The sequence below is a fragment of the Providencia sp. PROV174 genome (assembly GCF_028480685.1).
Classification (GTDB): domain Bacteria; phylum Pseudomonadota; class Gammaproteobacteria; order Enterobacterales; family Enterobacteriaceae; genus Providencia; species Providencia rettgeri.
On sequence record NZ_JAMPOT010000007.1, the window covers coordinates 181,292 to 199,779 of the forward strand.

Annotated in this window: 16 protein-coding genes; 10 read left to right on the forward strand and 6 right to left on the reverse strand. The window is 39.0% G+C overall.

The annotated features are described in order from the left end of the window. Positions 1-729 precede the first annotated feature (729 nt). Entirely contained in the window at positions 730-1,329 is a 600-nt protein-coding gene (locus tag PSE60_RS04455) for a YrbL family protein (RefSeq protein WP_210840433.1), read from the reverse strand. A gap of 337 nt (positions 1,330-1,666) precedes the next feature. Between PSE60_RS04455 and PSE60_RS04460 the strand changes: the two genes are divergently transcribed. Further along, a complete protein-coding gene (locus tag PSE60_RS04460) occupies positions 1,667-2,011 on the forward strand; it encodes a hypothetical protein (RefSeq protein WP_272664668.1) in 345 nt (114 codons plus the stop codon). A gap of 137 nt (positions 2,012-2,148) precedes the next feature. Here PSE60_RS04460 and yeiP read toward each other — a convergent pair whose 3' ends face one another. From yeiP to PSE60_RS04475, 3 genes are all read right to left on the reverse strand, one after another. Then, complete coding sequence (yeiP, locus tag PSE60_RS04465) at positions 2,149-2,721, reverse strand: elongation factor P-like protein YeiP (protein ID WP_210836285.1); 573 nt, start codon at positions 2,719-2,721, stop codon at positions 2,149-2,151. A 152-nt stretch (positions 2,722-2,873) separates the two neighbouring features. After that, positions 2,874-4,118 carry a tryptophan permease gene (mtr, locus tag PSE60_RS04470; RefSeq protein ID WP_004911904.1) on the reverse strand — a complete coding sequence of 415 codons (1,245 nt, stop codon included), beginning with the start codon at positions 4,116-4,118 and terminating at the stop codon, positions 2,874-2,876. Positions 4,119-4,279: 161 nt separating this feature from the next. Continuing rightward, the gene (locus PSE60_RS04475) at positions 4,280-4,717 is read right to left on the reverse strand and encodes a nucleotide triphosphate diphosphatase NUDT15 (RefSeq protein ID WP_272664669.1); all 438 of its coding nucleotides are present in this window, start codon (positions 4,715-4,717) and stop codon (positions 4,280-4,282) included. Positions 4,718-4,881: 164 nt separating this feature from the next. Here PSE60_RS04475 and fruK point away from each other — a divergent pair, with 164 nt between their 5' ends. Beyond that, entirely contained in the window at positions 4,882-5,817 is a 936-nt protein-coding gene (fruK, locus tag PSE60_RS04480; RefSeq protein ID WP_004253135.1) for a 1-phosphofructokinase, read from the forward strand. Positions 5,818-5,888: 71 nt separating this feature from the next. Here the strand turns inward: fruK and nfo are convergent, their stop codons facing one another. Both nfo and PSE60_RS04490 read right to left on the reverse strand, forming a co-directional pair. Further along, positions 5,889-6,734 (reverse strand): deoxyribonuclease IV, encoded by an 846-nt coding sequence (gene nfo, locus PSE60_RS04485; protein ID WP_272664670.1) that lies wholly within the window; start codon positions 6,732-6,734, stop codon positions 5,889-5,891. Positions 6,735-6,834: 100 nt separating this feature from the next. Next, complete coding sequence (locus PSE60_RS04490) at positions 6,835-7,914, reverse strand: YeiH family protein (RefSeq protein ID WP_164528734.1); 1,080 nt, start codon at positions 7,912-7,914, stop codon at positions 6,835-6,837. A gap of 193 nt (positions 7,915-8,107) precedes the next feature. Between PSE60_RS04490 and yieE the strand changes: the two genes are divergently transcribed. From yieE to PSE60_RS04530, 8 genes are all read left to right on the forward strand, one after another. Then, the gene (gene yieE / locus PSE60_RS04495; RefSeq protein ID WP_004911888.1) at positions 8,108-8,971 is read left to right on the forward strand and encodes a DNA-binding transcriptional regulator YeiE; all 864 of its coding nucleotides are present in this window, start codon (positions 8,108-8,110) and stop codon (positions 8,969-8,971) included. 291 nt (positions 8,972-9,262) lie between these two features. Next, entirely contained in the window at positions 9,263-10,753 is a 1,491-nt protein-coding gene (locus PSE60_RS04500) for an amino acid permease (protein ID WP_210836279.1), read from the forward strand. A gap of 246 nt (positions 10,754-10,999) precedes the next feature. Next, positions 11,000-12,136, forward strand: a complete 1,137-nt coding sequence (locus PSE60_RS04505) for an ABC transporter substrate-binding protein (RefSeq protein WP_272664671.1) — start codon at positions 11,000-11,002, stop codon at positions 12,134-12,136. Positions 12,137-12,155: 19 nt separating this feature from the next. After that, a complete protein-coding gene (locus tag PSE60_RS04510) occupies positions 12,156-13,250 on the forward strand; it encodes a FecCD family ABC transporter permease (protein WP_210836275.1) in 1,095 nt (364 codons plus the stop codon). Then, positions 13,244-14,032, forward strand: a complete 789-nt coding sequence (locus PSE60_RS04515; protein ID WP_272664797.1) for an ABC transporter ATP-binding protein — start codon at positions 13,244-13,246, stop codon at positions 14,030-14,032. The genes PSE60_RS04510 and PSE60_RS04515 overlap by 7 nt, the downstream gene beginning before the upstream one ends. A 266-nt stretch (positions 14,033-14,298) precedes the next feature. After that, positions 14,299-16,281, forward strand: coding sequence for a ligand-gated channel protein (locus tag PSE60_RS04520; protein WP_272664672.1), 1,983 nt, complete (start codon positions 14,299-14,301; stop codon positions 16,279-16,281). A 360-nt stretch (positions 16,282-16,641) separates the two neighbouring features. Then, positions 16,642-16,854 (forward strand): hypothetical protein, encoded by a 213-nt coding sequence (locus PSE60_RS04525; protein ID WP_272664673.1) that lies wholly within the window; start codon positions 16,642-16,644, stop codon positions 16,852-16,854. Then, positions 16,844-18,229 (forward strand): APC family permease, encoded by a 1,386-nt coding sequence (locus tag PSE60_RS04530; protein ID WP_210836272.1) that lies wholly within the window; start codon positions 16,844-16,846, stop codon positions 18,227-18,229. Before PSE60_RS04525 ends, PSE60_RS04530 begins: the two co-directional genes overlap by 11 nt. Positions 18,230-18,488 lie beyond the last annotated feature (259 nt).

An 18,488-nucleotide genomic window follows, 5' to 3' on the forward strand; every position in this document is an offset into this window, starting at 1 on the left:
TTTTCTAGTACTTTATTGTGTAAAAAGACACAAAAAAACTAAACTTATCCCTGTGAAAAACGCATTATAGATGCCAAAACTGTGTTTTTCGCAGAAAGTGTTTATCGCAGCACGACTAAAGTTCGAATGTGCTAGTCATATTTAATGACTTATTGAGTATAGGATATATATCAATATTTACTAAATTTACTAAAACATTCTTTACATTTTTTAGTTAGAAGATTTGGTATCGCAATAGTCCCAAATCAAACCTTTAAGAGCATACATAAACAAAAGCAAAATGGCGAGTTAATAGAGGTGAAATTTACAAAACATTAGATAAAAGTGCCTATTTGCCATTGGTTTATGTGATAGTTGCCTAATATGAAGGATATTTACTTATAACACAGGTAATTACAGTCAATGAAATATGATCTAAGTCACATTTTATTGGTTATTATTTTAGTGTAATTACATAAATATGTGCTTTTTAAGTTTGAAATGTAAAGAAGTTTAAATTTATATTTAATGACGGTTTATTTGTGAGCAAAACGAATAGTTTAATAGACTTTAAAAAAGATGAGTAGAGTAAAAAACACACAGAGAATAATGAAGAAAGTAAATTCACTGTATGTTTATCAGGGTATTTTGTTGTTCGGGTTTTCTACATGAAATAGATACTGGCGAGTGTGTGGTAATTTATGTTGATCACCAAACGGTAATAATGCAAATGAACCACGAGTGTAAGTGCTATATCTTGATATTGTAGTCACGATAAAGCCGTTGCTCGAAATCGCTAAACCGGCGATTGAGGGTGGCACGAGCGATTCTAGCTGAAAAATAATCCATGGGAATGAAATTAGATGACCCAAGGTTATCAATAATCAGAAATTGGCCGTGAGGTTTATAACCTAATTGGTAAACAATGTTGTAAGTCTTAAGTGCCATCGTGGAGATAGCCTCTTTATAAATATTCTTTTTAAATTGCTCATAGGCAATTTTCATATTTTTTTTATGTTTTAAAAAAAATTGTTTGTTTTTTAGGTAATAATCTAAAGTATGTGAAACATTTCCAGTTTTATCTTTAATTAACTGGAACACATATCCTAATCCGCGATCAGTTTGCTGGAAACCATAGTAATGAGATATGGTTTTTGTGGTGAAATTTTTTTTGTATAAGCGCTTGTAATAACGAACCTCCCTTAATGTTTCTTTATCATCTCTTCCACTTAAATGAACTTTTACACATAGGTCATCATATTCAGGGTGCTGATAACAAGCACGCTGTCGGCCTGATGCGATCAAATTGGTAGAAGGTAATGAGATTTTTTTATTTAAATTCTTATGCATGATGATTAACACTATCTTTAACGATTTTAAAGTTTTTGATGTATAGGTGAGCTTTAAGTAGCATTGCGACGATTTTCATAAATTATAGGGCTAATGCTAATAGATATTATTTATAAAGTGTTGCATTTTGTGTGGTTAATTAAGTGTGATGTAAGTCCTTTATTTTGTTTTGATAAAAAATTAAATAAAAAATAAAAAACTACGACCATAAATGAAATTATTAATATCCCTTTGGAATTAGTATGTCGTTCTCAGGCAATTCAGCCAAATTAAATACTTTAACTGTAAATAAATTACAGAAAGTGACGATAACATAATTTTAAAAGGGGATTTCATTATGAATAGCTCAGTAAAAAAAATGGTAATGGCTTTTCTGGTAGTAACATCATTAAGCACAAGTTTTTCAATCGTTGCGTCAGAAAATAGTGAGACGAAACGCAGTAGTACAGGCGTTATCCGATTTACAGGTGCCATCGTTGCATCACCTTGTGTTGTCGAAGCGAATGCTAATAAAGTTGAAACTAAATGCTGGAATGATAATGGTAAATTAGAAACGGCATCTGCAGATATTCGTAAATTAAAAAATAAAGAAATGTTGCTTCCGAATCAAAAAGGTACTCAACAATTTAATTGGATTAATAAAGATAAAACCTTAGGTATTTATACAATAAAATACGATTAATCTTGAGTTGAATAAGAATTGAATGTAGCAAACTAATATGAGAAGGGTATGCAATGTTTAATTTCAATGACATATGCCTATGAAGTTATTGTTCATAGGCATATAAGAAATTGTTTCTATCAAATTAAAAACAAAAATTAGTCACAACGGCCCATATAACGACGCTCAGCGATATGAATACGAATTTTCTCTCCGCTGGTTAAATATTCAGGGACTTGGACTGTTAGCCCTGTAGCCATAGTTGCGGGTTTAGTCCGTGCGCTAGCTGATGCCCCTTTAATTGCAGGTGTTGTTTCAACAATCACCATATCAACCGTTTGTGGTAGCTCTAATGCAAGAACTTGCCCATCCATTGTTAATACTTGCATTCCTGGTAACCCTTCTTCAGGGATAAAAAGTAATTCTTCTTCAATATCTGCTTTTTTGAAAAGATAGGGTGTGTAATCTTCATTGTCCATGAAAACGTACTCATCACCATCAATATAAGAAAAACTCACTCCGCGACGTGTTAGCGAAATGGTTTCTAAAATATCATCGCCTTTGAAACGCTCTTCAACTTTCTGGCCAGTTTTGATATCAGTAAAGCGCATTTTATATAGCGTACTCGCACCACGAGCACTAGGTGCTTGAATATCAATGTCTTTTACAAGTAATAGTTTGCCATTGTAGTTAATTGCTAAACCACGTTTAATTTCGTTGGCCTTGGCCATAAATAACCTTCTTTGGGGTTGTCAAAAAGAGTGCGACAAAATTACTCGCAGATAAGGAATTAGGCAAGATGCTGAAGTCAATTTTCAGTGAAAAATTTTTAGATAAATATCAGTGTGAATATAACTCGTAGGCTATATTCACACTCGAATGGTTAATAGATAGGAAGTAAACCAGATAGTGATAATAAATGAGCAACCGCATTAATTAACCCAAAGAGGATCACGAAGCCAATGATAAAGGTCCCTCCTGGTGCTTTATAACTGTTGTTAGGGTAGCGTTTACGACTTGCTTTCGCCATCAGGGCAGGGACAATAACAGCCCAAATAGTCGCTGCTAACCCTGCAAAACCAATCGCATAAATAAACCCATTAGGAAAAATTAAAGCGAGTATTGTTGGTGGTAAAAAGGTGACTAATATGGATTTAAGGCGGCCAAATTTGTTATCTTCAAATTTGAAAAAATCAGCGATAAAATCAAATAGCCCTAAAGACACACCTAAGAAAGAACTCGCTAAAGCCATATAGGAGAACAGGTTTAAAAACTGAGAAATAAAACTGCTTTGAGTAGAAATATTCATTTGGGTCAGTAATGCATCAATATTATTGCCATTTTCTCTGATCTCAATAAATGACGTTCTTGGAATATTTCCTTGAATCGCATACTGCCACAAAATATAGATAACCACGGTAATGGTTGCGCCATAGACGAGGCTCTTAACAACACTGCGGCTATCTTTATTATAATATTTTACTAATCCCGGCACATTGCCGTGATAACCAAATGAAGTTAATAAATAAGGTAATGCGGCTAAGGCATATGGAAGATATTGGCTTTCACCTTGCTCAGTTTGGTTAAATAAGATAGCTGGAGATGCAGTTGAAACCATTCCACCAATTGACATAATAAAGGTGATTACCATCCCACCAATTAAAATGGTACTTAACCTATCGACAGCACGCGTAGAAAGCCACACAAAAAAAGCCACTATGAAGGCAAAAATAAAGCCAGCACCTGCTTGTGGTATCTGTATTTTTTCTGACAAATTCGCTGCGATGATAGAGCTACCTGCAGAAATATAGGCATAAGTTAGTATGTAAAGCACAAAGGTGACGGATAAACTATTAATTGAATTCCATGTCGAACCCAATAAATCTTTAACCATCGTATGGAAACTGGCGCCTGCTGGGTAATTCATATTTGCTTCTAAAATCATTAACCCAGAAAGTAACATGCAAATAAAGGTATATATTAACAGTATGACGGAGCCTGTGAACCATACGCCAGAAGTCACCATAGGAATAGAAAACATACCAGCACCCACTGCGGTACCGGCAATGATCATAGCACCCCCTAATATAGAAGGATTTTTTTGTTGTGTTGTTCCATCAATAGCCATGGTGGCTCCTAAATATGTTGTTTCACTGTACTAGCTAAATGATACGGTAAGCATGAAGTATTGTAAATATAGTAAATAGAATAAAATAGGGAAAAATGAGTAATTAGAAGGAGATGAGTAATAAACGTACAACGCGAGGATGTTTGTACGCTTACGATTAATTAGGTGTTTTGGCGATAGAAGCGTTGTGTTAGCCAGAGGTCAACCGCGTTGCGACTAGCTTCAAAATGAGGTTCTGGAAGTTTGTCTGGTGAAACCCACATTAAGCTTTCACATTTATCTGCTTCCATAATTTGAGGTTCCACAACACCGTCATATTCAACATGCATGCAAACAGAAACGGTATGTTTACCTTCTTGTTGGTGAGTTTGTAAATTATTGCTGATACCAAACACTATGGGGGCTTGGATATCAATACCTATCTCTTCTTTTATTTCGCGAATTGCACAGGTTTCAAAAGATTCACCAGGGTCGACATGTCCGCCGAAAATGGACCAATAGGGCGCATGTTTACTGCTGCGTTTACCGACCAAAATTTGCCCATGCTTGTTAGTGATTAGCACACCGACACCAACGACGACGTAAGCAGGCTCAGACATATATTCTCCTTATTATTTTATATTTTAGCGTGCTGATCCTGACATGATCTTATAGAAAAACAAGCAGGAAAAAGTACAAATATCACTGAAAACAATATGCTTTAATGTTATAACTATACTTAAATTTAAAGACACGATAATCATGATAAGGGAGATTAGTGGTTATGACTCGCCGGGTTGCTACAATTACATTAAATCCTGCTTACGACCTTGTGGGCTTATGCTCTACAATCGAAGTTGGTGAAGTCAATTTAGTCAAAACCGCTAGCCTCAATGCGGGTGGTAAAGGGGTCAATGTCGCAAAAGTACTCCGTGACTTAGGTATTGATATCACTGTTAGTGGTTTTATGGGAAAGGATAACCAAGAAGAATTCCAACATTTTTTCAGTGAAAATGGCATGGCTAACCGCTTCAGTATGGTGCCAGGACGAACACGAATTAACGTAAAACTTACTGAAAACAATGGGGAATCGACGGATTTCAACTTTTCAGGTTTTGAGGTCAGCAAAGAAGATTGGAACCGTTTCTCGACTGAATCACTCAATTGGCTAGGCCATTTCGATATGGTTGTGGTCAGCGGAAGTTTGCCAAGTGGTATTGATCCAGAAGAATTTACTCGTTGGATGACTCGCCTTCGTCAATTATGCCCATGTATTATTTTTGATAGCAGCCGAGAAGCCTTAAAGGCAGGTTTAAAAGCCTCACCATGGCTAGTAAAACCTAATCGTCATGAGCTAGAAAGTTGGGTTGGTCGAAAACTGCCAGACTTACAAGATGTTGTAGCTGCTGCCCATGAATTAAGAGATAAAGGCATTTCCCATGTTGTTATATCGTTAGGGGAAGAAGGGGCGCTGTGGGTTAATGCGTCAGGTTCTTGGCTAGCTAAACCACCACATTGTGAAGTGATAAGCACGGTTGGAGCTGGTGACTCGATGGTTGCAGGGCTAGCTTATGGGTTACTCAATGGTGAGTCTAGTGAGCATACCTTACGTATGGCGACCGCAATTTCTGCACTCTCAGTTTCCCAGCCAGATGTTGGCTTAAAAAATAGAAATAAATTAGCGGATATGATGGCAAAAATTGAAATGAAATCGTTATAGTTCATTCAGTTCAAATAAAACCCTCACATGATAAATGTGGGGGTTTTATTATTAGAAAATAGTCTAAATCGCTAATTATTTTGCTGTGCTTTTAACCACGCAATTTCTTGTGGCCAAATATCAGGGTTTACGGTTTCTAAAATCAAAGGGATACCATCGAAGCGGCTATCTTGCATAATGTAAGTAAATGGTACAAAACCAATATTCCCTTCACCTAAACTATGGTGGCGGTCGACACGGCTGGCAAATTCACTTTTCGCATCATTAAGGTGCATTCCTTTTAGAAATTCAAACCCGACAATCTCTGCAAATTGGCCAAATGTTTTGTCACAATCTTCGGCAGTGCGTAGGTCATAACCTGCGGCAAAAGCATGACAAGTATCGATACACACACCTACACGGTTTTTATCTTTCACCCCATCAATAATTTTTGCGAGATGTGTAAAGTCAAAACCTAAGTTAGTACCTTGCCCAGCCGTATTTTCAATGACAGCAGTCACCCCCTCGGTTTCAGCAAGCGCGATATTAATAGATTCAGCAATCCGCGCTAAACAGTCGTCAATTTCAATTTTGTTTAAATGACTGCCCGGGTGGAAGTTAAGTAAATCAATACCTAATTGTTCACAGCGTTGCATTTCATCGATAAAAGCGACCCGAGATTTTTCTAGAGCTTCAAATTCAGGATGACCTAAATTGATCAAATAGCTGTCATGGGGCAGGATCTGGTGCTTACCGTATCCATATTTTTTGCAGTTATCTTTAAATTTTTTAATCACTTCTTCGCTCAGTGGTGCGGCTTTCCACTGGCGCTGATTTTTGGTGAACAATGAAAAAGCGGTTGCGTTGATTTCATGTGCGCGAATAACGGCTTGGTCAACGCCACCAGAGGCGCTGACATGTGCTCCAATATATTTCATTTTTGACTCCTTTTTATTGGAGTATGCCATTAATAAGCGAATAAATGAAATCAACAAAAAAGCCACCGGTTAAGGTGGCTAAAAACGAGGAGAATGTAGATTAAAAAATGTTTTGAATCAGTAAGTTAATTAATAGTCCGCCAACTATCAACCAAACAAACAGTATCAACGCCATTAGTAATGGTTTAATCCCCGCTTGGCGAATAGCGCTAACATGGGTAGTCAACCCTAAAGCAACCATTGCCATAGCAAGTAAAATGGTATCCAAAGCAATAACTTGCTGTACTAATGCCTGAGGCAGTAAATTGAGTGAGTTAAAACCTGCGACCACAATAAAAAATACAGCAAACCAAGGAATAGTAATTTTACTTTTTTGGGTCTTTGTTGTTTGGTTAGCGGCCGTTTTACGGCTTAAAAACGCAGATAAAATAATTAAAAATGGCGCAAGCATCATGACACGGATCATTTTGGCAATGACAGAGGCATTTTCTGCGTCTGTACCAATCGTATGGCCTGCTGCAACAACCTGCGCAACTTCATGTACCGTTGAACCAATGTAAATCCCAAAGGTTTCTTCTGTTGCTGGAAACCAACCAAAGTGCGCGTTTAATTGGTAAATCCAAGGGTAAACAAAAATACAAATCGTACCAAAAATAACAACGGTTGAAACGGCAACAGCGACTTTACTCGCAGAAGCTTTAACGACAGGCTCAGTTGCCATGACCGCGGCTGCACCACAGATACTACTACCTGCGCCAATTAATAATGTTGTTTCTTCATCAAGACCGAACACTTTTTTACCTAGCCAATACGCTAATAAAAATGTCGATGTTAATGTTAAAGCATCAATAATTACACCAGTAGCGCCTACGTCAGTGATTTGTTGGAAAGTAAGGCGAAAGCCATACAAGATAATTCCAGCGCGTAAGAAATAGTGTTTGGCAAATTTAATGCCAGCATCACAAGATTGACTGGCTACGGGGTAAAAAGTATTCCCGACAATAATTCCTAACAATATTGCGAGGGTTAATGCACCTAAACCGATCTCCATAAACCAGGGTTGGTCACCGAGGTAAATTGCAATAGCAGTTAGAATACCCGCTAGAATAATACCTGGTATGAGTTTAAATATAGGGTTTAGGCTATTCTGCTCAAGGGTGTTGGTGTCACTTTTATTCATGATAATACTCTTTATTACCGCTTATAAGATTTAGTAATAAGGATATAACAAAAGTAATAATAATTTAAATTGATTATCTTTATATAATCTACCACCAAAATAGATTATAAGTTTCTTCTGGAATATTGCGAATAAATCGTTAATATTAACATTATTATTACAAATACTAAAAATCACGTTGGGGCTTACCTTTATGCGAATTACACTTAGGCAACTTGAGGTTTTTACGGAAGTATTAAAAAGTGGCTCCACGACGCAGGCATCTCAGTTATTAGCGCTTTCACAATCGGCTGTCAGCGCGTCGCTAACGGATTTAGAAGGTCAATTAGGCGTTCAATTATTTGACCGTGTGGGTAAACGACTTGTTACGAATGAGCACGGAAGGCTGCTATATCCCAAAGCTTTAGCTTTATTGGAGCAAGGGTTAGAAGTCGAGCAACTATTTAAAAAAGAGATGGGCGCCGTACGTCTTGCAGCAAGTACAACGATTGGTAATTATATTTTACCAGAAGTCTTAGCGGGTTACCGTCATGACCACCCGGATATTCCTTTAGAGCTTTTTATCAGTAACACAGAAGAAATTATTAAAGCAGTCATGGAGTTTAGAGCTGATGTTGGGTTAATCGAAGGCGTTTGTCATAGCCCTGAATTAATTTCTAAAGCATGGTTAAAAGATGAACTCGTTATTTTTGTTTCACCCCAAAATCCATTGGCGAATAAAAAAGTTTCTTTAAAAGATTTACGTGATGCACCTTGGATTTTGCGTGAAAGAGGTTCAGGTACGCGGGATGTGCTCGACCAATTATTATTTGCACATCTTCCTGGCTTTCATATTTTAATGGAGCTAGGAAATTCAGAAGCGATCAAACATGCAGTTCGTTATGGAATAGGCATAAGTTGTTTATCTCGTCGAGTGATCGAAGAACAATTAGAAAATGGCTCTCTAGTTGAACTAAAAATAGATGAACTTCATTTAGAAAGAACGCTATATTTGATTTATCACCGCCAAAAGCATCTTTCGAATGCGATTACTAACCTACTGTCATATTGTAACTAAAAACTCTCATTATCTTTTCGCCCGTCGCGTTGTTGGCTGCATTCGATTACACAAGTCACATATTAATCATTTGATGCCTCGCGACGGACTAAGTCTTCAGAGGGATAAATACGCCAAGTTTTCCTTAGATGTTAAAGAAACAATATTCAACTTTTGGCAATAACGCATTTTACTTATAATTTTGTGTGAATTATGAAGGTATCTTATAACAGTGAAGAGTTGCTTAGTTCTCACAGTCTATTTTGCTAGAATCCCTGCGATATTAGCTGAATAATAAAATGCAGGGAACAAATGTCAGAACAACATACCAATACTATCTCGCAGGGCGGCCCACAAAGACTACGCCGTGAGTTAAAGGCACGCCATCTTGCGATGATTGCTATCGGTGGGTCCATCGGTACAGGTTTATTTGTTGCCTCTGGGGCAACGGTTGCACAAGCAGGCCCCGGTGGAGCACTCCTTTCTTATGCTATCATTGGTTTAATGGTCTATTTTTTGATGACCAGTTTAGGTGAGTTAGCCGCTTATATGCCTGTTTCAGGCTCATTTGCAACCTATGGTGCAAAATATGTCGATGAAGGCTTTGGCTTTGCACTTGGGTGGAACTATTGGTACAACTGGGCTGTGACTATTGCTGTTGACTTAGTTGCCGCTCAATTAGTGATGACTTACTGGTTCCCAGATACCCCGGGTTGGATTTGGAGCGCCATTTTCCTTGCCATTATTTTCTTACTGAATTTCATTTCGGTTAAAGGGTTTGGTGAAGCTGAATACTGGTTCTCATTAATAAAAGTCACTACAGTCGTCATTTTTATTGTTGTCGGCGTATTAATGATTTTTGGCATCATGAGCGGTGCGGAAAATGCCGGGTGGCATAATTGGGAAATTGGTGATGCGCCTTTTGCTGGTGGTTTTTCAGCCATGATTGGTGTAGCAATGATTGTTGGGTTCTCATTCCAAGGAACTGAATTAATCGGTATTGCTGCGGGTGAATCGAAAGACCCCGCTAAAAATATTCCAAAAGCAGTGCGCAAAGTATTTTGGCGTATCTTGTTATTCTATATCTTTGCAATCTTAATTATTAGTTTGATCATCCCTTATACTGATCCAAGCTTACTGCGTAATGATGTCAAAGATATTAGTGTAAGCCCATTCACTTTAGTATTTGAAAATGCAGGCTTATTATCTGCGGCTGCGGTAATGAATGCGGTTATTTTGACGGCGGTATTATCGGCAGGTAACTCCGGTATGTACGCATCAACCCGTATGTTGTATACCTTAGCCCGAGAAGGTAAGGCCCCGCGTATTTTCGCCCGTTTATCTAAAGGTGGCGTACCTCGTTATGCGCTGTTAGCAACGACGGTTGTTGCAGGGCTATGTTTCTTAAGTTCCATGTTTGGCAACCAAACGGTGTACTTGTGGTTATTAAATACATCGGGGATGACAGGGTTTATTGCTTGGTTAGGTATTGCTATTAGCCATTATCGTTTCCGTAGGGGCTATATTGCTCAAGGGAGAGATCTTAATGACTTACCTTATCGTTCAGGCTTTTTCCCAATCGGCCCTATTTTTGCCTTTATTTTGTGCTTAACAATCACGTTAGGCCAAAACTACCAAGCTTTTTTAGAAGATAAAATTGATTGGGTAGGGGTTACCGCAACTTATATTGGAATTCCGTTATTTTTAGCAATTTGGTTTGGTTATAAGATAGCGAAGAAAACGACGTTTATCCGTTATAAAGACATGAGCTTTCCAAGTTACCGCGAAAATTTAGATAAATAGTTTTTTAAAATATCTATCATCAATAACAGCACCCTTATTAGGGTGCTGTTTTTTTATATATAGCGCAATAAACCTGCATTTAGGCGGTAAAATAGGCTAAATGTTTGGGTTTACGATGATGGTCACAGAATTCCATTGATGAAAGCCATGATTAAACTAATAATCGTATTGATAAGTATTCTTATTTGCTTTATTGTTACCGCATAAAAAAGTAAGTCAATGAGGTTAAGAGTGGAGCTCAATACTATGTCGTCGGTAGCCAAGAAGTCTGTAGCTAGGTCGGTAGTAAAAGGAATAAGTTTAGCGTTATTAGCAAGTGCCAGTATGAGCGCTTGGGCCGCAACGGTGACTGATATTGCAGGTCGTACTGTTGAGGTTCCTGATAATGTTAATCGCATTTTATTAGGCGAAGGGCGCCTATTTAGTGCAATAGCTCTGCTAGAAGGCGATAAACCCATTGAGCGTATTGTAGGGTGGCAAGGTGACCTTCGAAAACTAGACCCGCAAACCTATGCTGTTTATAAAGCTAAATTTCCTGAAATTGATAACATTCCATTAATTGGTAATACCAGTGCAGATAGTGTCAGTTCAGAAAAAGTATTAACCTTAAACCCAGATATTGCAATTTTTGGTTTGTCAGGCCATGGGCCGGGTAAAAATAGTGAACTAGTCAACCAGCTCGAAAAAGCTGGTGTACCTGTCGTATTTGTGGATTTCCGTGATAAACCACTGGAAAACACATTACCAAGTATGCGTTTACTTGGTAAAGCGTTGAACCGCGAACAGGCAGCAAATAAGTATGTCGATTTTTATGAAAGAAACCAAAAATTAGTCACTGATATTACCTCGAAAATACCAGAAGATAAAAAACCAAGTGTTTTTATTGAATTACGCGCTGGTGCTTTTGAAGATTGCTGTGGTACCGCTGGTGATGGAAATATGGGGAACTTTATTGATTTAGCTGGTGGTAAAAATATCGCTAAAGACGTTTTGCCGGGCGCGCTTGGTACGATGAACTTAGAGAAAATCATTGCTGCAGACCCAAATATTTACATTGCATCTGGTGCAAAAGCGCCAGGTAGTAAAGATGCAGGCGTTCAATTAGGCGCACAAAGCACATTAGCTGATGCACAAGAAAGCCTGAAAAAAATTACTGAACGTAAAGGGATTAGCTCGTTATCAGCCATAAAAGATAAACAAGATTATGCTATTTGGCACAATTACTATAACTCTCCATACAATGTGATTGCGACGCAAGTTTTCGCCAAATGGTTCTATCCAGAACAATTTGCCGATCTAGAACCGCAAAAAACACTAGAAGAATTACATAGAGAGTTTCTCGCCATTGAACCAATCGGTGTATATTGGGTCAGCGAAAAGTAATGAAAACGGGTAAGAATTGATGAGTATTACGAGCGAGCCAATGGTTACGGCTGAAAAATCTGCAATTCAGGCTGACGATAATGTAAAACAACATTATCAAAATATGTTACGCCGTCGATTGACATGGATAGCTGTTATCATCGCGGCAATTTTATTATCACTGGTTATAGATTTTACCTTGGGGCCATCAGGGTTATCTCTCGAGCGTTTATGGCAAACGTTGATGACTCCAGAGGCGGTTGATGCAGGAACACGTGTCATTGTTTGGGATATTCGTTTGCCTTACGCATTGATGGCAGTCGTGATTGGCATGTCATTAGGGCTTGCTGGCGCTGAAATGCAAACAATCCTCAATAACCCATTAGCGAGCCCATTTACGTTAGGGGTATCTAATGCCGCGGCATTCGGTGCCGCATTAGCGATTGTTTCTGGCATTGCAATTCCAGGCGTACCTGACCAATGGGTGATATCAGCCAATGCCTTTATTTTTGCCCTGTTAGCCGCGCTGATGTTAGATGCAGTAACTCGTTGGACGCGCGTAGCAACTTCAGGTGTCGTACTGTTTGGTATTGCGCTTGTGTTCACCTTTAATGCATTGGTTTCCATGATGCAATTCATCGCAACAGAAGATACCTTGCAAGGTTTAGTCTTTTGGACAATGGGCAGTTTATCAAAAGCGACTTGGGTGAAACTTGGGGTGATGGCATTAGTTTTCGCACTTATTTTCCCAATTGCCATGATGAGTTCATGGAAGCTAACGGCTTTAAGATTGGGTGAGGATAGGGCGATCAGTTTCGGTATTGATGTGCGACGTTTAAGGTTAACAACATTATTACGCATCAGTATTTTATCGGCGCTAGCAGTGGCATTTGTCGGCCCTATTGCCTTTATTGGTTTAGTTGCGCCACATATTGCAAGGTTGATTTTTGGTGAAGATCACCGTTTTTATCTGCCTGCAAGTGCATTAATTGGGGCGTTAATTTTATCCATGGCCTCAATAGCGTCGAAGAATATTATTCCGGGTGTGATTATCCCTGTTGGGATCGTAACCTCGTTGGTTGGTGTACCGTTCTTCCTAAGTATTATTTTACGTCATAGAGGGAACGTATCATGAGTGGCCTGATTATTAACCAATTTAATGCAGGTTACCCTAAACGCCTCGTAATTGAGAACCTATCGACGGATATCTTGCCTCGCGGCAAGATCACGGTATTACTTGGGCCAAATGGTAGTGGCAAATCCACATTGTTGCGTTCGTTGGCGGGGTTAAATAAGGCAACAGGGCAGTTGTTACTGGATGGTCAGGACTTAACCCAACAGAGTTTTGCCCAGCGAGCACAAAATGTGGTGTATTTACCGCAAACGTTACCTGCTGGTGTGCACCTGTATGTTTTAGAGTCAGTGATTGTTGCTCAACGTGCTTCAGGCGGTTTGAGCAATGAGAATAGTAAAGACGAAGTGATGGGGTTATTACGTCAATTGGGGATTGAGCATTTGGCGTTAAGTTATTTAGACCAACTTTCAGGTGGTCAAAAACAATTAGTGGGTTTGGCACAATCTTTAATTCGTCAACCCAACTTATTGTTATTAGATGAACCATTAAGTGCGTTGGATTTAAATTACCAATATCATGTGATGGATTTAGTTGCGAAAGAGACGAAACGTCGAAATATAATCACGGTTGTGGTGGTTCATGATATTAATATTGCGCTCAAACATGCGGAGCATGTATTAATGTTGAAGCAAGGCAATTTAATTGCTCAAGGCGAGCCCGCTGAGGTTATTACCCCTGAAAGTCTTGCTGAGGTTTATGGCGTGCGCGGTCGTATCGAACGTTGTTCGCAAGGTGTTCCGCAAGTTCTAATAGATGGGCTGGTTGATAAATTAGCAAGTTAATATCGTAATAGAATAGTGTGCTTGCTGTACTTGGCAAGCACATTAAATAAAATAATAGGAAGCAATGTTCAAAAATAAACAAATAAAATATTAATTAATAGTAATTACCCACAGGAAATTTAATTGAATTATAAAATGGTTTTTTACCATGAATTTCCTATGGGTATTTAAATGCCTCAATAATAAAAAATATTTTTTGATTCAATGAAATCAATGTGAGCAAATCAATTCATATATAAAACAAAATATCTCTTGGAGAGTTGGGAATGGTTGTTTTTAATAAAAGAAAAGTGGCAATTAGCATTATTGCGGCTATTGCTGCGGCGCCTGCATTTGCTGATGACAGTAAAGATAAAATCTATGTAACAACGGCATCAGGTTACCAACAGAAAATAGAAGATGCACCTGCGTCTATTTCTGTTGTGACGCGCGAACAACTCGAAACTAAAGCTTATCGTGATGTGACTGACGCATTAAAAGATGTACCAGGTGTTTTAGTGACCGGCGGCGGCAGTAGCTCTGACATTAGTATTCGGGGTATGGATGCTAAATACACCATGATTTTAATCGATGGTAAACGTGTTGATACACGTACAACTCGCCCAAATAGTGATGGCTCTGGTATTGAACAAGGTTGGTTACCACCATTACCGGCTATTGAACGTATTGAAGTGGTACGTGGCCCAATGTCATCGCTGTACGGTTCAGATGCGATGGGAGGGGTAATTAATATTATCACTCGTCGCGTACAACAAGAGTGGACGACCAGTTTACGTGCAGACACTACACTCACTGAACGTAAAAATTCAGGGAATACAGGGCAAGGCAGCTTTTACACCTCAGGCCCATTAATTGATGGGTTATTAGGTGTAAAACTGCAAGGCCAATATTCACATCGTGGTGAAGATAAAATCATTAATGGTTTTAACCGCCAAATCATGGCGAGTGGTGGAGCAACGGTATCGTTGACCCCAGATGACAAAAATACCTTCGACGCAGAATTTAAACGTGATAACCAACACCGTGATGACCGTGAGGGATATACCAGCAAAAGAGGCGACGGTAGCGGTTTTAGCAAATATGAGTTGACTCATATGGCATTAACCCATACGGGTATTTATGATATTGCATCAACAGATACCTATGTTCAATACGATGAGACAAAAAACCCAGGCCGTAAAATGACTGCAGAAGACCTTGTTTTCCGTAATCAAAGTGTCTTTTTACTGGGAGATCATAGTTTAAGTATTGGTGGTCAATATCGTAAAGAGAAATTGAAAGACGAAGGTAATAAATTTAAACAGTATAATCAGCTTGAACGATATAGCTGGGCGTTATTCGCAGAAGATGAATGGTTAATGACCAATGACTTTGCATTAACGGGTGGTATTCGTATGGATAAAGACGAAAACTACGGTTCACACTGGACTCCACGTCTGTATGGTGTATGGCATGCTGATGAACAATGGACAATTAAAGGTGGGGTAACTACAGGTTACAAAGCACCAAGCTTGCGTGAATCGTCTGCAAACTGGGGACAAGCAACAGGTGGTAGTGCAGGTAATGCCGTTATTTATGGTAATCCTGACTTAAAACCAGAGAAAAGTGTGACCGAAGAAATTGGTGTTATCTGGAACAATCAAGATAATATTACTGCGGGGATAACTATCTATAACACTGACTTTAAAGATAAAATTACTGAAGTTAGGCGTTGTGAAGAAAATAGTAGCACAGTAAGAGCATGTACAGTTGCTCAAGATGGTGAAGGTGACAAACCTAACCAACCGTATCGTTTCATTAGCGATAAAGCGAACGTTGATAAAGCAAGAATGCGCGGTGTTGAACTAACTTTCAACTGGCGTATTGTGGATGACTTAAGTTTTGCAGCTAACTACACCTATACTGATACTGAACAAAAAAGTGGTGTAAATAAAGGTAAGCCATTAAATAAGCAGCCTAAACATATGGCTAACTCCACACTGACATGGCAAACAACTGAAGATTTAGAAACATGGACACGTATGAATTTCCGTGGAAAAACCTCTGAATACCAAGGTCGTGGACAAAAAATGTCAAGTGGTACAGCATCTTATGCTTTGTTTGATTTAGGTGCAAGTTATCAGCTTAACAAGAATGCGAACATTGTTGGTGGCGTATATAACGTCTTAGATCGCCGAATCGATAATGCGACTTATGGTGCTGAATTAGAAGGCCGTCGCTACAATATCGGTATCAACTACAACTTCTAATCGAAAAAATAATTTCGATTAATCCAAACCCTTTGGCTTCTACCAAAGGGTTTTTTGTTGATTAAAACCTGATAAAAATCATAAGAAAAAGAGGTTATAAGCAGATATGGCAAAAAGTCAGAAATAATCAAAATTTCTCATGGAAAATAGGGTGATTTGTTAACAATTTAACTTGCTATTTCGATTTATGGCGTGCAAAATGCGCGAACTAAAAAATAACTGATGCTTAATTAAATGAAGCATCGGTTTTTTTGTTTTTAGGAACGTTCATTCTAGCGGGGCCGGACATAGAGCCGGAGAGATAATTTTAATATTTACGTGTAGCAAACATTTTTCGCTACCGATTTGAGGAATGCTTTTATGGCTTACTTTTTCGCATTCGCAGCAGGGCCAGGCACTGGCGGCTGCCGTATCGATGACTATGGGGCTCTCGGTGGCTTCGCTCACACGCCTTTCTCCCTCTCTTCGTTTTTCTCTGCCTATAGGCAGATGCAAAGTCTTCCCAGTAACTGTCGATTAAGCCGAAGTAGTATGCAATCGAAAGTTATGGGAGGGCTTAGACGTGCAAAATAATACTCCAATTCCATTAGACATCGGTCACAATCAAACGGGTGCGAATAACCGCGTACAACTTGCAAAAACCTTAACATTGGTGCAAGTAGTGATGATCGGTATTGCGTATATCCAGCCAATGACGATATTTGATACCTTCGGAATGGTGTCAGATAAAACCGGTGGACATGTTCCAACTTCATACATTATTGCACTTGCTGCGATACTGTTTACTGCTCTGAGCTACGGTAAATTGGTGAAACGTTTCCCATCAGCCGGTTCAGCGTACACTTACGCCCAAAAATCAATGAGCCCTCATATTGGCTTCTTGGTGGGTTGGACATCCTTGCTGTCCTATATTTTTATGCCAATGATCAACATCTTATTGGCTAAAATTTATTTACAAGATATTTTCCCTAATGTTGAACCAGCGATTTTTGTTGTGGGTCTAGTCATATTGATGACGGCAGCAAACTTACGCGGTATCAACGTGATAGCGAACTTAAGTACCGTGATTGCGATTATCCAAGTTGGTGTCATGGCGGTCTTTACGGGCTTAGTTATTCACGGTGTTTCGAATGGTGAAGGTTCAGGTGAGATTTGGACATTTAACCCATTTGCGAATGAAAAAACCGAAGTGATCCCGCTGATAGCTGGGGCAACAATTCTTTGTTTCTCATTCTTAGGTTTCGACGGATTAAGCTCATTGTCAGAAGAAACGCCAAATGCGGGTAAAGTCATCCCGCGGGCTATTTTCTTAACTGCGTTAATTGGTGGTGTTATCTTTATTACCGTTTCTTTCTTCTTACAGCAATACTTCCCTGATGTATCACGCTTTAAGAATATTAACGAGACACAGCCAGATATTATGCGTTTTGTTGCTGGAGCATTCTTCCAGTCAATCATTCTGGTGTTCTCATGTGTTACGGTATTAGCGTCAGGTATGGCGGCTCATGCGGGTAGTGCGCGCTTAATGTATGTCATGGGGCGTGATGGGGTATTCCCAGAAAAAGTATTTGGTTATGTTAGCCCAACGTGGCGCACTCCAGCATATAACGTATTAATGGTTGGTTTCTTAGCACTAGGCGCTATCTGGTTTGAAATGGATTTTGCAACCGCGTTAATTAACTTTGGGGCTCTAATCGCGTTTACCTTCGTGAATATTTCGGTTATCAGCCAATTCTTTATTCGTGAACGCCGTATGACTGGGGCTAAAAATATCATTAACTATTTGATTTTACCTGTCATCGGGACATTAACAGTCTGTGTGTTATGGCTAAATATTGAAGAAGATTCAATGGTATATGGCCTAGTCTGGACTGCGGTTGGTTTAGTGTATATGGCTGTTTTAACGCGTATGTTTAAGCGGCCTATGCCGCAAATGAGTGACGTGTAACTATATTCTTCATATTTCGTGCTGTAGCTGCGTTGCGTTCTCAAAACGACATGGGTCACATACTTATGTATGCTCCCCATGATCGTTTTGCTCGGCGCCTTGCTACAACGCGAACTATTTTGAATATAACCGAAATTAGAACTGAAATCAGAATTGATAAAATAGCGCCCTTGAGGCGCTATTTTTTTACCCGTTAAGAATTATTTAAGATAAAGCGTGTAGCCTATTAACATCATAATATTATGTGATATTGTTGTTA

Coding starts and splice junctions, on each gene's coding strand:
- PSE60_RS04455 (WP_210840433.1), bottom strand. CDS start 1,329: ATGCATAAGAATTTAAATAAAAAAATCTCATTACCTTCTACCAATTTG.
- PSE60_RS04460 (WP_272664668.1), top strand. CDS start 1,667: ATGAATAGCTCAGTAAAAAAAATGGTAATGGCTTTTCTGGTAGTAACA.
- yeiP (WP_210836285.1), bottom strand. CDS start 2,721: ATGGCCAAGGCCAACGAAATTAAACGTGGTTTAGCAATTAACTACAAT.
- mtr (WP_004911904.1), bottom strand. CDS start 4,118: ATGGCTATTGATGGAACAACACAACAAAAAAATCCTTCTATATTAGGG.
- PSE60_RS04475 (WP_272664669.1), bottom strand. CDS start 4,717: ATGTCTGAGCCTGCTTACGTCGTCGTTGGTGTCGGTGTGCTAATCACT.
- fruK (WP_004253135.1), top strand. CDS start 4,882: ATGACTCGCCGGGTTGCTACAATTACATTAAATCCTGCTTACGACCTT.
- nfo (WP_272664670.1), bottom strand. CDS start 6,734: ATGAAATATATTGGAGCACATGTCAGCGCCTCTGGTGGCGTTGACCAA.
- PSE60_RS04490 (WP_164528734.1), bottom strand. CDS start 7,914: ATGAATAAAAGTGACACCAACACCCTTGAGCAGAATAGCCTAAACCCT.
- yieE (WP_004911888.1), top strand. CDS start 8,108: ATGCGAATTACACTTAGGCAACTTGAGGTTTTTACGGAAGTATTAAAA.
- PSE60_RS04500 (WP_210836279.1), top strand. CDS start 9,263: ATGTCAGAACAACATACCAATACTATCTCGCAGGGCGGCCCACAAAGA.
- PSE60_RS04505 (WP_272664671.1), top strand. CDS start 11,000: ATGTCGTCGGTAGCCAAGAAGTCTGTAGCTAGGTCGGTAGTAAAAGGA.
- PSE60_RS04510 (WP_210836275.1), top strand. CDS start 12,156: ATGAGTATTACGAGCGAGCCAATGGTTACGGCTGAAAAATCTGCAATT.
- PSE60_RS04520 (WP_272664672.1), top strand. CDS start 14,299: ATGGTTGTTTTTAATAAAAGAAAAGTGGCAATTAGCATTATTGCGGCT.
- PSE60_RS04525 (WP_272664673.1), top strand. CDS start 16,642: ATGGCTTACTTTTTCGCATTCGCAGCAGGGCCAGGCACTGGCGGCTGC.